Source organism: Spiroplasma endosymbiont of Diplazon laetatorius (genome assembly GCF_964019625.1).
Taxonomy (GTDB): domain Bacteria; phylum Bacillota_I; class Bacilli_A; order Mycoplasmatales; family Mycoplasmataceae; genus Spiroplasma_A.
In genome coordinates, this window is record NZ_OZ026458.1 from 690,804 (window position 1) to 706,189 (window position 15,386).

Consider the following 15,386-nt stretch of genomic DNA (forward strand, 5'->3'; position numbering starts at 1 on the left):
ATTATAAAGTTAGTGAATAACAAGATATAAAGATAAATAAGATGAACAATGAGAATAGAATCGAATCTAGTCTATCTAAAGCTCCACCGTGACCTGGAATTAGGTTTGAATAATCTTTAATATTTACTTTTCTTTTTACTCAAGAGAATAGTAAGTCTCCAAATAATCCAATTATTGGGAAAACTAATGCTAATAATATATACACAATAACTTCTAAAGAAACTGATTTAGCATAAAGTTCTTGCATTGGTTGTCTAAATGGTTGGAAACCAGCAAAGACAGGTACAAATTCAAATAACATTGCAAATAATATACCAACACCAGTTGCACTTCCTAAACCAATTAAAGCACCTTCTCAAGTCTTTTTAGGACTTATGTTAGGGCTTAATTTAGTTTTACCAAATCTCATTCCTCCAAGATATTGGAATGAGTCACTTAATATGATCATTAATCAAATTCATACAATTGTATTAAATGAGAATCTTGCTTCTGTACCATCTAATGACAATGATGCTATTGAGAAAGCTTTTAAAGCTAAAGTTATTATTATAGTCATAACAAAGTTTATTAATGCATTTTTGCTATCAATTCTTTTATCAGCAAAACCAATAACCATTATAGTTATTAAGTAAATTGAAATAATTGTTGGCAATTGTCATGCACTTAATCAAGTTGTTAAATTTAGTTCTTGATAAAATGAGAAATTATATAAAGCATTATTCATAGGGAATAACAATATAATTAGTGAAAATACTATTATAACCACTTGGTAATATCATATTTTAAAACCTAATGTTTTGTTCATTTCATATAAACAAAGAATTGTTAAACCTACTGTTAATATGATTGAAAAGTATGATGCTATTGCAGCATTCTTTATATCATATTTAATTAAAGAAGTATAAATAGCTCCAGATCCAACGAATCCTAAAAGTAAAACCAAAAGAACTATTGTAGAAAGAAGTCTTGTTTTAAGATTTCTTTTTGCTGATTCTAATTTGAATCTGTTATTACCGATATCTTCTCTATCTTCTGGAGTAACTTCAATAGTATCAGTAATTTCAAAGTCTTTATCGTTGATTTTCATCTTTTATACCTCCAAATCTTCTATCTCTATTATTATAATCGTCAATTGCTAACTTTAAATCTTTTTCTTTAAAGTCTGGTCAATAAGTATTTACAAAATAAAGTTCTGCATAAGCTAACTGTAATAACATAAAGTTGCTTAGCCTTTTTTCTCCACCAGTTCTTACAAGTAAATCAACAGGAGGAGTTTTTTTTGTATATAAGTTATCTAAAACTTGTTGAATAGAAAAATCTTCAATTGATAAATTTTTACTATTAATATCATTAAACACTATTTTAAAAGAATTTTCCACCTCTTCAAATGAACCATAATCTAAAGCGATATGAACAGTTATTCGATTACATTCTTTTGTGTTATTTTCTATATCTTCAAGAGCTTTTCTTGTTTTTTCAGGAACTTTTGATCTTCTTCCGATTCAAACAACTTTAATTCCTTCTTTTATATATTTTTCTTGTTGTTTTTTAGAAAAAACTTCACCAGGAAAATCCATTAAATAATTAACTTCATCTTTTGGTCTATTTCAGTTTTCTGTTGAAAAACAAAACATAGTTACATAATTAATACCATTTTCTTTTGATGAAATTATTGTAGGAAATATATTTTCCATACCAATTTTATGACCATAAGTTCTTGGTTTATTTCTTTCTTTAGCTCATCTTCCATTACCATCAAGAATGAAAGCTATATGTTCTATCTTTTTGATAATGATTTCCCCTTTTATTTAACTATTTGTAACTCTCTTAAAGGAGTTGTTAAATAATCATATCCAGTTTTTGTAACTAGAATATCATCTTCAATTCTAACTCCACCAACTCCTGGTATATAAATTCCAGGTTCTACAGTTACACACATACCCTCTTCAAGAGTTTTGTTTCCTGCAGCTGAGTTATATGGTTCTTCGTGGATTTCAATTCCTAATCCATGACCTGTACCATGTGTAAAGTATTTACCATATCCTTTGCTCTCAATGTAATCAAAGCAAATTTTATGTACTTCATTTCCTTTTATTCCAGGTTTAACACTTTCGATACCTAATTGCTGTGATTGGTATACAACTTCATATATTTCTTTTAACTTTTGGTTATCATCATTTCCAACAGCAAATGTTCTTGTTTGATCTGAACAATATCCATTGTAATAACATCCCATATCTAAAGTAACAAAGTCTCCAGTTTCAATTTTTTTATCTGTTGGAACAGCGTGAGGCATACTTCCATTTTCTCCACTAGCAACAATTGTGTCAAAACTTAATTTTTCAGCTCCATTTTTTAAGAATGAATCACTTACAAATCTAGCTAATTCTTTTTCACTCATTCCTGGTTTAACAAAATCAAGAACTTCTAAGAATACTTTGTGAGTAATATCACAAGCTTTTCTAATTTGTTCAACTTCTCATTGATCTTTGACCATTCTAATTGAATCAAAGTTATAAGCTATTATTTCAGCGTTTAAGTTTTTTTCAAATATTTGTGAGTCTTTAACAAATACTCAATCACTTTCAAAAACTACTTTTTTAATATTATTATTTGCTATTTCATTATTTATTAATTCATATAATTTTCCAAATTCTACTATTTCATCAATATTTGTTAATAGTTTTGAATTTCTTGCAGCTGTTATATATCTTCCATCTACAAATAAATATGATTTTTTATTTGTATATAAGATATATCCTAGTGAAGAGTGAAATCTTGAGAATCAATATCTATTTTGTGGCGAATGTAATAGAATTGCATCTGCTTTTGTTTCTTCTAAAATTTTATTTAATAATTCTTTTTTCATAATTAATAACTCCTTATATTATTACTATACAAAAAAAGGGAATAAAAAACCTTATAAAAGTGTTTTATTTCCCTTATTTTTTTTGTTTGTGAACTTGGTGAGAATTACATTTAAAGCAATGTTTTTTAACTTCGATTTTGTCTTTTCTTTTGTCATTTTTTGCTATGTAATTTTCTTCTTTACAAGTTGTGCAACGTAAGATAACTCCTTCACGCATACTCTTAAGCCTCCTTGATAATTCATTTAAGATATTAAGCAAATTAATAATACCAAAAAAATATAAAGAATTGTCTATTTTTTTAAGATAAATAATAAATATTTTCATTTTCTTATTCAGAAAGTTAATTTTATAGTATTATCTATATAGATAGTTATCTATATAGATAATTGTCTTAAGGAGGACAATCATGTTAAATATTTCATCAGTTTGTGAAAACAAATCTTGTACTTGTGAGAACTGTACATGCGAAGTATGTACTTGTGAAAGTTGCTAGCAATTAAAAAATAGAGCTTGTATTAGGCTCTATTTTTATTTATTACAATTTGAACAATTCATTAATTTTTTTTGAACAGTTAATTCTGATACAAAACCCTTTAACTCATCTATTGTTTCATTATTAAGTTTGTAGATCTTTGAGTTCTTATCTTTTATAGAATTTACAAGCCCTACTTTTTCTAACATTTTCATGTGATAACTAAGTGTTGGTTGAGTTATGCTTAAATTGTCTAAAATATTTTGTGCACATTTATTACATCCACAATCACAAATCATATTAAGTATTTGTAATCTTGTAGGATCACCAAGTACTTTAAATATTTCTGCAAATTTATTATAGTTTTCTGTCATAAGTAACCCCTTTTAGAACCACTTTTAGTAGTTCTTTTAAATTATAACAATTTTAAATAAATTATTTTGTATTTGAACTTTTTACTTAAAATACAAAAAATACTTGTAAAAATGTGTAAAATAATAATAGTAAATTAGGAGTGATTAGAGTGAGAAAATTACTTAGTGTAATTTCAGTCACAGCATTAGTTGGAACATCAAGTTTATCAGTTGTATCTTGTAGTTCAAACAAATACTTTAAAGAATTTAAAGGATGAATAGATAATAAAGAATCATTTATTTTATATATGGGAGCAGATGATTGTGAATATTGTCAAGGCTTTGAATATTTACAAGAAAAAGAAAGCTCATATTTTAAAACAAAAACTAAAGAATTAAATACAAATTACAATCAAGAAATCAAAGGTTTGAATGGAAATTATTCAGATTCTATGACTGCATTTGGTGAAAAACTAAATAATGATTTAGAATTCAGAACAATGAAAACAGAAGAAAAAGCAAACAAATTTGATGAAAAATGAAGTAAAAATATTCTTTCTTGACTTGTTGATGAAGTAACTGAAGTTTATAAATATAGAGAATACAATAATTCACAACTTAGTGATAAATTAGTTACAAAATTAGCAAAAGCTAAAGTTGAAACTTATTTAAAGAAAGATAACTTAGGTATTCCTTTCTTTTTAGTAATAAGAAATGGTAAAGTTGCTGGTTGATATTCTGGTTTCTCAAAAGAACCTGAAGCTGGGTGAAATGAGCTTGTAATCGATGAATTATTTAAACAACTTAATTCAATAATAACTAATCATGATCAAGAAACAGAAATGGTTAATTTAGTAAATAATGGTCAATCAACTGGTGGAGAATCTGGAAGCGGAGAAGGATCTGGTACAGGTGGTCAATCTGGTGGTGAAGAAGGATCTAATCCTGAATCTGGAGAAACATTCAGTTATGTTATGAATAAAAATTCTTTACTAATTGATTATTTAATGAATAAATAAAAAACTAGCTTACAGCTAGTTTTTTTTCTGCAAATAATTAAAAAAAAAAAAAAAACACTTTTAAGCGCTTTTTCAATAAATTCTTAATAATGGTCCCCAGGGCCGGAATTGAACCGGCACGACCGATAAAAGTCGCTGGATTTTAAGTCCAGTGCGTCTACCTATTCCGCCACCTGGGGGTTAATAAAAAAAATGGTGTCCCGTATAAGACTTGAACTTATGACCCACTGGTTAAAAGCCAGTTGCTCTACCGACTGAGCTAACGAGACGAAAATAAATGGCTGGGCTAGCAGGATTCGAACCGGCGCATGAGGGAGTCAAAGTCCCTTGCCTTACCGCTTGGCTATAGCCCAATAACTGGTGGGGAGTGACGGATTCGAACCGCCGAACCGTTAGGAGATGGTTTACAGCCACCCGCGTTTAGCCACTTCGCTAACTCCCCTTTAATAAAATTGTGGTGCTGACTAAAGGACTCGAACCTTCGACCTATTGATTACTAGTCAATTGCTCTACCAACTGAGCTAAGTCAGCAATTATCCTTTTTTTCAAAAGTAAGAACCTTTTCAATTATACAAAAAAAGATAAGATAAAGTCAATATTTTTTTTAAATATTTTTAAAAGATATACACTTTATACATAAAATAATTAAAACCCAAGCCAAAAAGCTTAGGTTTTAATAAAATTAATAATATTGTTCATTTAGCAAACTATTTTAAATAGATATTTTTTATTAACATATTATATGTTCCACTGATTTTGCTTGAGTTAAATGAAACATAGAAGTATTCATCTTCGATAACTTCATTATCTAAATATTTTTCACCCATTGTGAATTCATTGTCTTTAATTATGGCTTTGCTAATACTTACCGCCTCTAAATCACTTAATTTAACTTTCTTTTGTGATTCTATTAATTTGATAGCTAAAGTATTAAATGGTTCATAATTATTAAACATGTCTTTTACTTGATGAGAATAGTATTTAAATCCATAGTTGGGTAACTCAATATTAGAAATAAATTGATTTTCAGTATTATTAATATCTTTTTCATTAACAACAAATACTAAAGTTATTCTTCAAGCACCATTACTTAATTGGTATTCATTAAATAAATTTGGATAAGTATTAATGTTATAAGTTTTAATTTGTCCTTTAGAATCTTTATAAGTTAAAATAAATTCTACACGATAATTTCCATTACCAAGATCAACTGTTTTATAGCTTTCAGAAATTACTTCTCCACCATTAACAATAAGTTCTTGTAATAAATATTTTAATTGAGTCGTATCAGTTGATTCTGCAGTAGATGTTAATTGTAATTTAGCACTTACAATATTATCTAATTCTTGATTATTTTTCTCTAAAAAATCTTCTACAGTTACCAATAAACTTTCAATAAGACTTGTTTCTATTCCTTCTTCTTGAACTCCGTAAGGCCCATTTTGATGATAAATTGTTTGATTTTTATAATTGCTATTTTCTAGAATTTGATTTGGTATTAATGTAGCAGAGCTAGCACCAATACCAAAAACTCCTAATAAATTCAATAATTTAAACATTTATATCCTTTCTTTCTTAAACCCACCCTACAACCTTAGTTTTAAAATTAAACTTATAATTTAATTTTAAAACTCTGGATTACTAAAAATTTTTTAATTCCCATTAATAAACAAGTTTAAGTTTTTTTGAGTGAGTGATTAAAAATATTAAAAAACCATTTATAAATTTACTTAAAAAGTAATTTAATAAGTGGTTTCATAACTATAATTTAATATATTAGCTAAATTTGATATCAGAAACGCCCATCTTTGCTTCAGATCTTGCTCACTGAGCATTTCAAGCAGTAGCTCATGCATAAGTGTTAACTGTAGCTTTGATTTCAATTTTAAAGTCATTTAATCAAGTAACTGTTAAAGTTCCATAAGCCCTTTCTTGATTGACATTTTTGTATAATAAATCAAAAGTACTTATAGAAGTATTTTCATTTAGATATATTCTTTGATATTTTGGTTTATAGTGGTTTTTGTCTTTATAGGTTTCACTTTTTGCAACAGGATTTTTTTCATTAACAACGTAATTAAACCTACCCATAGCTTGTGTATAATAATTTGTTGTTAATGTATAATCCATATAACTATAAGTTTTTAGGAATTCACTTTTTCCTAGATCAACATCTATATAAGTAACAGCGGTTTTTGTAGAAGATTGCTCTGAATTATAAGCATCAGATCTTGCTGGATCTGTTTGAATATCTCCAATAGAACCAAATACATCATCAAAAGTAACCATAACAGATCCTGTAAACTTAGACTTTTCAGTTGCTTTAACAATTGCACCTTCATAAGTTATTGTTTCAATGTAAAAATCTTCCTCGCTTATCAATTGGTCATTCCTTTTTATAATTTCTCTTTTTATAGTTTCTTCGTTTAGTTTCTTTACTTCTCCAAGATGAGTATTCTTAATACCTTCAGATAGTTCTTTTTTCTTAATTGTTGATTCATAATTTAATTCTAAATCCTCTACAATTAAGTAACCTTCAAAAGCATTATCATCACCTATGTACATCATTCATAAATCATCTACAATTTTTTCTCCATCCTTAGTTGGGAACTGAGGTAAAATAACTATTCAATTATCGTAATCTTTTTTTGTAGACTTTATAACTTGAGGAAGTACTTTGTTCTTCCTATTAACTTTTGTTAATTCAGTCAGTATTATTTGCAACATTTCTTCATCATTGTTTAAATGTTCTTCATATTTAGAGACATTTATCGATGTTTTTTCAAGTTCTACATCATTAAGATCTATAGTTGCATATTCACTTATAGACCTATTATAATTTTGTAAATTATTTTCTTGTTTAACATTATTTGATTCTATTAATACAGCATTAGAGACCGTTGGTAAAGTGTTAACCCCTAAAACAACAATACTAATCATTGATAATAATTTTTTCATATTTTTTACCCTTTCTTAAATCAATAAATTCATTTTTAATTTTTAAAAATTTTAATTAATCAAAAAGTATATGATAGTTTTAAAATTCATATTCATATTCATAAAGTTCAATATCATTATCACTTACAAATTTTATAGTACCAAAATAAATATAGAAAAATTTATCTTCATTTTCTTTCAATATACCAGTTTTTTTTGTGTCAAAATCTACTCTAACAATAATTTCCAATGAATTATCTACTCCCAATTCCTCTGACTTTTGCTTTGCATTTTCTAATTGACCACAATAATGTTTCAAATCAATTTCAGAGTTTTCATTAATAACTTTGCAATATTTCTCTTCATCTTCTGGTCTTTTACCAGATCAGTTTTTTGCATCATATCTTTGAGAATCACCATTTGGCATTATTGTTGTAGCAAATTGTTTTGTCATATTTGTGTATAAATAACTTTCTTGCTTTTCTTCTTTCATATTTCAATAATTTTTACCAAAAAAATTACCTATATCGTCAATAATTGCAAGCATTTCTGACTTATCACCAGTTTCATATTTTGATCTTTTAAAACTATCAAAAGTATATATTAACTCATTATTTGATTTTTCAAAAGATGAGAAGGTTTTTGAATTAATAAAATTGTGATTATTAATTAAATCTTTAACTTCCTTTTTATCAGCATAAAAATTTAATATAGGTAATGTAACTTCCCTTTTAACTCTTTTATAACTTTTTTTAGAAAAAATATTGTAATTAAATTCTGAAAATACAGCTTTTCCAATATTTCTTTTGTTTTCATTCTCTTCAATAGCACTTATGTTTGTTAAATCTTTACCATCAAAATTTAAGAATTTAGTACTTATTTTATCATTATAGTTTTCAATTTCTAATGAATCAAAATTTATACCTTCCCTTTTTTTAATTATTTTTTCATTTTTTTCTACAATTTTTTCATATTCAGTGTCAATTTCATAAATGAAATTATCCTTCATTCTTGTAAAATCAAAATAATTAACTTTAGGATTGTCTAAAGTTACAAATCTTTCAACTAAAAATTCTTCAAATTCTTCATTAGATATTTCTATAATTTCTTCAAGTAAATTTTGTTCTATATATTTATCATCTTGTTCTATCACTGGTGGTCTTTGAGAACCACAAGAAACAACCGATGCCCCTGAAACAACAAATGTTGAAGCAAGAGCAAAAGCTTTTAATGTTTTTTTCATCACTTTCTATATCCTTTTCTTTAATTTTCTTTCTTTCGAATCATTGATTCTAATTTAATAATAACACTTTTTAGTATATTATTCTATTTTAATAAAAAGTAATAGATTTTTTTTCCAATAATTGAAATAAAAAAAAGCACTCTGGGCGGAGTACTAATTTAATAAATCTAGAACAGTCAATATTATATATATTATAAATCTAAATATTATGTTCATTTGATAGGGCTAAACAAACATTATGGGCTAATGATTCTTTAAAACTATTCCAGACAACAATATTATATTTTAAAACCTAAATAATTTCAACATCTAATAACTTATTTTTTTCAAAATTTAACTAAACATCCTTGTTAGTTAGCAATTTAAGGATCAATTGTTCATCTTGAACTTTATCATTTATAACAATTAATTCTTTTGCTTTTTGTTTGTAAGATTCAATATCATCTCTATTTGTATAAAGAGTCATAATAACATCACCTTTTTTAACAAATTCATTTGTTGTTTTATTTAAATAAATTCCAGCTGAAAAATCAATACTTTCTTCTTTAGTAGCTCTTCCTGCTCCTAAATGCATTGAAAGATATCCCAATTGATCTGCTGATGCAAATGTTAAGTAACCCTCTTGTTCTGAGATTATTTCAACAACATGTTTTGTAGAAAAGTTTTTATAATAATCTAAAATAACTCCAAAATCACCGTTTTGAGCTTCTACAAAGTCTTTTAACAAGTGTGCAGCACTTTTATCATTTAAAACCTTTAAAAGCTCTGTTTTAGCTGTTTCAAGGTCATTAAATACCTTGTTTTGAACTAATGTTAAACCAGCTGCAGTAACACATAATTCTACTAAATCATCTGGTCCGTTACCATTTAAAGTATCTCAAGCTTCTTTTACTTCAATTGCATTACCAATTGCTCTTCCAAGTGGTTTATCCATGTTTGTGATCATAACACTTACATTTCTTTTGTGTTCTTTTCCAATTGATATCATTGCTTTAGATAAAGCAATTGCATTATCTAAATCTTTCATAAATGCTCCACTACCCATTTTTACATCTAAAATAATGCTATCTGCTGGTATAACAAGTTTTTTTGACATAACACTTGAAGCAATTAAAGGAATTGAGTCTACAGTCCCTGTAACGTCTCTTAGAGCATATAATTTCTTATCTGCAGGAACTATTTCTTCAGATTGTCCCATAATTGAAATACCAACTGTATTTAAGATTTCTTTAAATCTTGATTCAGATATTTCACCAGTTCATCCAGGACAACTTTCTAATTTATCAATTGTTCCTCCAGTTTGACCTAAACCTCTTCCTGAAAGTTTTGCAACTTTCACTCCAAATTTAGCAACTAATGGAGAAAAGATTAAACTTGTTTTATCTCCTACTCCACCTGTTGAGTGTTTATCAGCTTTCATTCCTTCAACACCATCTAAGTTATAAGTAATACCAGAATCTATCATTGCTTGTGTAAATGAAGCAGTTTCAGTTGGAGTCATTCCGTTGAATCAAACAGCCATATTGAAAGCAGACATTTGATAGTCTTTAAGTGTATTGTTAACAAAAGAATTAACAACTCAATAGATTTCTTGAGCAGTTAATTCTTTATTGTTTTTCTTTTTTTCTATAATATTTGCAAAGTTCATAATTTGCCTCCTAATCGAAAATAACTAGTAATATGTTACTCTGTTTTTCTTGTCGATTCTTTTTGGTTTTATACCAAGTTTTTTTGGATCTCAATCTTTGTATAAGTTAATGTTTTTTTCAACTTCTTTTTGAACATTTTTTGTTAACATTTCTGTTTTAAGTGAAATGAATTTTTCAGGCATCATTGGTTTTCCAAAAACTACTTTAATATGGAATTTACCTGATTTTCTTTTTTCAAATAATCTATAAGAATCGATAATTGATACAGGAACGATTGGAACATATGCCATTTGAGCCAATTTCATACTTGCTGCTTGGAATTCATTAGGTTCTTGTTTAGCACTTCTTGTACCTTCAGGGAAAATAACTAAACTTCTTTTATATTCTGAGATTAATTCTTTAGCTTCTTTCATTGCATTTAAAGCACTTCTTGGACTAGATCTATCTAAAGGAATATTGTCAGTTAAATTCATAAAGTGTTTAAAGATTTTAGTTTTTCATAACTCTTGTTTTGCAATAAATGCAATTGGTTGTTGTAGTGAAAAATCATTAATAGCTAACATTAAAATAGGATCTAAATTTGATTGGTGGTTAGGTGCCAATACAATACCTCTATCTAGTCAGTTTTCAATACCAATAACATCAACTTGAACGTTAGCTATTTTTAATACTTTTCTACTTTTCTTTTTAACTCAGTTATATCTTCACTCTTCTGAATATAAGTTTGGATATTGTTTAATTTTTCTAGTCACTTTTTTTGCTTTAACTGTAACTCTTCATATACCTCAAGCATTTGTAAATAGTCTTCATTTACTTACATGAGCCATTTCTTTTTTATCTTTTTTACCAGTAGCCGATGCAGCTTCTTGTGTTAATTCGTAATGTTCCATTTTTAATACCTTTCGTAATAATAAGCTATAAAGTCTTTAAAATCTTTTTCCTCAATGATTTTAAACTTTTCTCTATCAAATAAAGGAGCAAAAGTATCTCCCTCAAATTCTTCTTTAATAACACTTACAACTAATTTATCTGCATATTTTAATGCAGAGCTATATATTTGAGAACCTCCTATAACAACAAGTTCCTCATCAATAAATTTATATTTTTCTAATACTTTTTCAAGGTCATTAGACAATTCAAGATTATTATAACCTTTTTCTAAATTTCTTGAAGTAATTAATATATTTTTTCTATTAGGTAATGGTTTAACAGAAAGAGATTCTCAAGTATTTCTTCCCATTAAGATAGTTTTACCTCTAGTATAGTTTATAAAATGTTGCATTTCTTCTTTAATATTTCAAGGAAGTTTATTTTGTTTTCCAATAACTCCATTTTTGGTTTGAGCCCATATTAAAGTAATCATTAAACAGCAACAGCTCCTTTGATTGCTGGATGACTTTCGTATCCCTCTAAAGAAATGTCTTCAAATTTAATGTCAAAAATTGATTTGTTTTGAGCATTTATTTTTAATAATGGTAATTTTTTAGGTTCTCTAGATAATTGAAGATCTAATTGTTCCATGTGATTTGAATATATGTGAGCATCTCCGATTGTGTGTACAAAATAACGAGCTTTTAAATTACATTCAATAGCCACTAATTCTAAAAGTAATGAATAACTTGCTATATTAAATGGAACACCTAAAAAGATATCTCCACTTCTTTGGTAAAGTTGTAAGTCTATGAAACCATCTTTTGAAACATAAAATTGGAATAAAGAATGACATGGTGGTAAAGCCATTTGATTAACTTCCGCTGGATTTCAAGCAGAAATAATGTGTCTTCTTGAATAAGGGTTTGTTTTAATATCATTGATTAAGTTTTTAAATTGATCAACTCCATTGAAGTCTCTTCATTGTTTTCCATAAACAGGACCTAATTCACCATATTTATTTGCAAATTCTTGATCTGTTTTAATTTTTTCAACAAATTCTTCTAGAGTTTCATTTTTGTAATCATTTGATTTTTTGTAAATTTCAAAAGGTCATTCATTTCAAATGTTCACTTTATTATCAACAAGATATTTAATATTTGTGTCTCCACTAATAAATCAAAGTATTTCATGAACTATTCCTTTAAAGAATACTTTTTTTGTTGTAACAAGTGGAAAACCTTCTCTCAAGTCATATCTTGATTGTGTTCCAAATTTAGAAACAGTTCCTGTGTTAGTTCTGTCTTCTCTTTTTTCTCCATTTGTTAAAACATCTTTTACCAAATTCAAATATTGTTTCATATTATCACCATAAAAGATTATATACTAGTTGAGAAAAATAAAAAACCACATTTAATTTGTGGTTTTTATATTATTGTATTACTTTAATAACCAGTTTTTTAATGATAACGTTAACGGTTCCTTGTTCCATTTTTTGTGTGATGTTTTTTGCAGAATTTTCTCAACTTTGACCTTTGTTTGCATTTATTATATCAGAGTGAATTAAATCTAAATTAAATTCAAAATTTTCTATCAGGTTTTCTCCAACAGGTAAACCAACACCAACTTCTTTCAACTTTTCAAAATTTTCGTTTAGTCCATTTTCTGAATAGAAATATGTTAATCTCCCCAAAACATTTCCCATTCTTGTTCACGATTCAACTTCTTTGATTTTTGATTCCTTATTATTGTAATTAAGTTCTAATATTTTTGTAATAATAGATTGATATATTTTTTCAGCAGTAACATTTCCGTTGGGATTGTATGTAACTTGAATTTCTTCGATTTCTTTTGAAACAAAAATTTCATTTAATTTGTAAAATTCTGTAGTTGGTGGTTCAACAGTTCCTCCACCGTTGTCATTTCCTTCACCACAAGCCACTACACTAGCAGATGCTGTTGCTGTTAATGAAACAGCAGATAATAATGTTAATATTTTTTTCATTTTTTCTCTTTCTTTATTGATACAAATAAATTTTATTAAAAAAAAAAAAAAAATCAACTGTTAAGTTGATTCTATATATTTAAAGCTACTGCAACAGAATAATTTTGCTCGTGACTTATTGATAATTCAATAGTTGAGAATTCTTTGTTTTCAATAACTGGTTTTTCATTTCTATAAGTAATGTTAATAGTATTTGCAACAACCTTTTGTTCTAAACACTTAATAATAGCTTCTTTTGCAGCTCACCTTCCTGAAGCAAATTGTATTTTTGCTTCATCACTTTGCAAATTATTTATTAATTCAATTTCTTGCTTGTGTAAGAATTTCTTTAAAAAGTTTTCATCTAAACTAATTCTTTTATTTTCAACTATATCAATTCCTATTTTAGCCATAATTAATTAAAGTACCTTCCTGCAAAATCAAAGTAATATTGAATTCAATAAGTATTTTTGTAGTTATCAACTCATCATTTTTGGTCGTGTTTTATATCACTTACATTGTTTTTTGCAGTTGCAAAAGTGGAAACTTTATTTTCTGGATCAGGTTTTGGTGAGTTTGTAACTCCTACAAATTCACCTAATTTAAGTTCTCCTGAAGGGGTTATTTCCATACCATCAATTAAATAGTTTGAAGTATAAACAGTTGATAAGAAGGGCATTGTGTCCAAGTTACTTCTTGTAGTTGCATTTACATAGTTAATGTTTTTAAAGAAGTTATAAGTTAATAAAGGATCATTTAAAACTTTAGACATATATCTTTGTGTTTTTTTACCACTTTGAGTTCATTTATCATCTATATTTTTTGCTAATTTTTTAAATGGATTTTTTTGTTCTCCATTTTGACTATTTTCATCAGCTCAATTATAGAATTTAACCATTTCACTTTGGTTTAATCAACCTTCATGAATTTTTTCTTGGTCTTTTCCTGATTGTGAGTAATATTCATCAAAAGCATTAATTAATTCAACACTTGTTATGTTTGATCTTTCGCTTGTAATACCATCAACAAATATCGTTGAACCCATTAACATCATTTCTGAAGCTAGTCTAAATAATGCTTTTGAGTCTTGAGGCATAACATCAATACATGCTGAAATTGGAGAAGCTAAGGGATTTGAAGTTGAATAACCTTCAGCTAGTAAATCCTCATACACAACAAAGAAGTCTTTTAATTCAGTAATTTCTTTATTTGCTAATAATTGAGATGAAATAACCATTAAAGGATCTAAAGCATATTTTGTTAAACAAGAATTAGTATATGTAAAACCAAATATTGGAACTGAAGGTAATGGAGATGCTATTTTTCTAGAAATAGAATATCTTTTATAAGCAGTTCCGTTTTTAATTTTATCTTTTCATTGTTCTTCTGTCATATGAGAATAATCCATTAAACCAATTTTTTGAGTCTCAGTTTGAAATAATGGAAAACTTGCAATAAAACTTACAGACATTGATAAAGTCATACCTATTGCAAGACCATTGAAAGCACCAATTAAAGTATCTACATGTCTGACAACTCTAATTTTTTTCATTTTTCTTTTGAAAGATCTATACAATATTAAACCTATTATATTTACTAATAAAAATATAAATATACTAAAAAATAAATATAAACCTAAAGCAGATATAGTTTTTAAAATTTCATAGCCTGTTCCAGAACCATCTATTGGTAAACCTTCACTACCAGGTAAAAGAGATGTTATTAAAGAACCTATGGATTCACCAAAATAAGAAAATACATCTACAAGACCAACTTTAACCCATAACTTCATAAATAATGGATTAAAAGAGTTTGTAAGCAATGCAGGAACAAACATTAAAAGAAGAACTGCTATTACTTGTAATATTAATAAATAAAAAGTTATTAAAAAACCTCTTGTCATACCCCAAACAGTACAACTTATAATTATGGCGAAAGCTATTATATCAAATAATCATCAAGGCCCTATGTTAATCATTTTTGCTTTCA

Annotated in this window: 16 protein-coding genes and 5 tRNA genes; 1 reads left to right on the plus strand and 20 read right to left on the minus strand. The window is 27.0% G+C overall.

Features of this window, described 5'->3' with window-relative positions:
* Window position 1: 1 nt before the first annotated feature.
* The 5 genes from AACL10_RS03310 to AACL10_RS03330 form a co-directional block, all read right to left on the minus strand.
* Window positions 2–1,087: a phosphatidate cytidylyltransferase gene (locus AACL10_RS03310; protein ID WP_338984560.1), complete on the minus strand. Its 1,086-nt coding sequence runs from the start codon at window positions 1,085–1,087 to the stop codon at window positions 2–4.
* On the minus strand, window positions 1,071–1,808 hold the full coding sequence (uppS, locus tag AACL10_RS03315; RefSeq protein ID WP_338985715.1) for a polyprenyl diphosphate synthase: 738 nt from the start codon (window positions 1,806–1,808) through the stop codon (window positions 1,071–1,073). The genes AACL10_RS03310 and uppS overlap by 17 nt, the downstream gene beginning before the upstream one ends.
* Window positions 1,805–2,872, minus strand: coding sequence for an aminopeptidase P family protein (locus AACL10_RS03320; RefSeq protein ID WP_422398159.1), 1,068 nt, complete (start codon window positions 2,870–2,872; stop codon window positions 1,805–1,807). The genes uppS and AACL10_RS03320 overlap by 4 nt, the downstream gene beginning before the upstream one ends.
* A 70-nt stretch (window positions 2,873–2,942) precedes the next feature.
* Window positions 2,943–3,086 (minus strand): 50S ribosomal protein L33, encoded by a 144-nt coding sequence (rpmG, locus tag AACL10_RS03325; protein WP_338984564.1) that lies wholly within the window; start codon window positions 3,084–3,086, stop codon window positions 2,943–2,945.
* Between the two features lie 312 nt (window positions 3,087–3,398).
* Window positions 3,399–3,716, minus strand: coding sequence for a metalloregulator ArsR/SmtB family transcription factor (locus tag AACL10_RS03330; protein WP_338984566.1), 318 nt, complete (start codon window positions 3,714–3,716; stop codon window positions 3,399–3,401).
* A 149-nt stretch (window positions 3,717–3,865) separates the two neighbouring features.
* On the opposite strand from AACL10_RS03330, the gene AACL10_RS03335 reads away from it, so the two are divergent.
* Window positions 3,866–4,714, plus strand: a complete 849-nt coding sequence (locus AACL10_RS03335) for a lipoprotein (RefSeq protein WP_338984568.1) — start codon at window positions 3,866–3,868, stop codon at window positions 4,712–4,714.
* A 90-nt stretch (window positions 4,715–4,804) separates the two neighbouring features.
* Here AACL10_RS03335 and AACL10_RS03340 read toward each other — a convergent pair.
* From AACL10_RS03340 to AACL10_RS03410, 15 genes are all read right to left on the minus strand, one after another.
* Window positions 4,805–4,893 (minus strand) — tRNA-Leu (locus tag AACL10_RS03340).
* A gap of 14 nt (window positions 4,894–4,907) precedes the next feature.
* Window positions 4,908–4,983: transfer RNA gene (locus AACL10_RS03345), tRNA-Lys, on the minus strand.
* Between the two features lie 9 nt (window positions 4,984–4,992).
* Window positions 4,993–5,067, minus strand: a tRNA-Gln gene (locus tag AACL10_RS03350).
* A gap of 5 nt (window positions 5,068–5,072) precedes the next feature.
* Window positions 5,073–5,156: transfer RNA gene (locus tag AACL10_RS03355), tRNA-Tyr, on the minus strand.
* 13 nt (window positions 5,157–5,169) lie between these two features.
* Window positions 5,170–5,245, minus strand: a tRNA-Thr gene (locus AACL10_RS03360).
* 176 nt (window positions 5,246–5,421) lie between these two features.
* Window positions 5,422–6,273 carry a hypothetical protein gene (locus AACL10_RS03365; RefSeq protein ID WP_338984570.1) on the minus strand — a complete coding sequence of 284 codons (852 nt, stop codon included), beginning with the start codon at window positions 6,271–6,273 and terminating at the stop codon, window positions 5,422–5,424.
* 217 nt (window positions 6,274–6,490) lie between these two features.
* Window positions 6,491–7,672 (minus strand): hypothetical protein, encoded by a 1,182-nt coding sequence (locus tag AACL10_RS03370; protein WP_338984572.1) that lies wholly within the window; start codon window positions 7,670–7,672, stop codon window positions 6,491–6,493.
* A 79-nt stretch (window positions 7,673–7,751) separates the two neighbouring features.
* On the minus strand, window positions 7,752–8,894 hold the full coding sequence (locus tag AACL10_RS03375) for a hypothetical protein (RefSeq protein WP_338984574.1): 1,143 nt from the start codon (window positions 8,892–8,894) through the stop codon (window positions 7,752–7,754).
* Window positions 8,895–9,231: 337 nt separating this feature from the next.
* Window positions 9,232–10,545, minus strand: a complete 1,314-nt coding sequence (locus AACL10_RS03380; RefSeq protein ID WP_422398160.1) for a thymidine phosphorylase — start codon at window positions 10,543–10,545, stop codon at window positions 9,232–9,234.
* 21 nt (window positions 10,546–10,566) lie between these two features.
* Complete coding sequence (locus AACL10_RS03385) at window positions 10,567–11,433, minus strand: lysophospholipid acyltransferase family protein (protein WP_338984578.1); 867 nt, start codon at window positions 11,431–11,433, stop codon at window positions 10,567–10,569.
* 2 nt (window positions 11,434–11,435) lie between these two features.
* Window positions 11,436–11,906 carry a dihydrofolate reductase gene (locus AACL10_RS03390; protein WP_338984580.1) on the minus strand — a complete coding sequence of 157 codons (471 nt, stop codon included), beginning with the start codon at window positions 11,904–11,906 and terminating at the stop codon, window positions 11,436–11,438.
* Window positions 11,906–12,775, minus strand: a complete 870-nt coding sequence (locus tag AACL10_RS03395; RefSeq protein WP_338984582.1) for a thymidylate synthase — start codon at window positions 12,773–12,775, stop codon at window positions 11,906–11,908. The genes AACL10_RS03390 and AACL10_RS03395 overlap by 1 nt, the downstream gene beginning before the upstream one ends.
* A gap of 70 nt (window positions 12,776–12,845) precedes the next feature.
* Entirely contained in the window at window positions 12,846–13,418 is a 573-nt protein-coding gene (locus AACL10_RS03400) for a lipoprotein (protein ID WP_338984584.1), read from the minus strand.
* 71 nt (window positions 13,419–13,489) lie between these two features.
* A complete protein-coding gene (locus AACL10_RS03405; protein ID WP_422398161.1) occupies window positions 13,490–13,813 on the minus strand; it encodes a holo-ACP synthase in 324 nt (107 codons plus the stop codon).
* Entirely contained in the window at window positions 13,813–15,375 is a 1,563-nt protein-coding gene (locus tag AACL10_RS03410) for a hypothetical protein (RefSeq protein ID WP_338984588.1), read from the minus strand. Before AACL10_RS03410 ends, AACL10_RS03405 begins: the two co-directional genes overlap by 1 nt.
* Window positions 15,376–15,386: the final 11 nt, after the last annotated feature.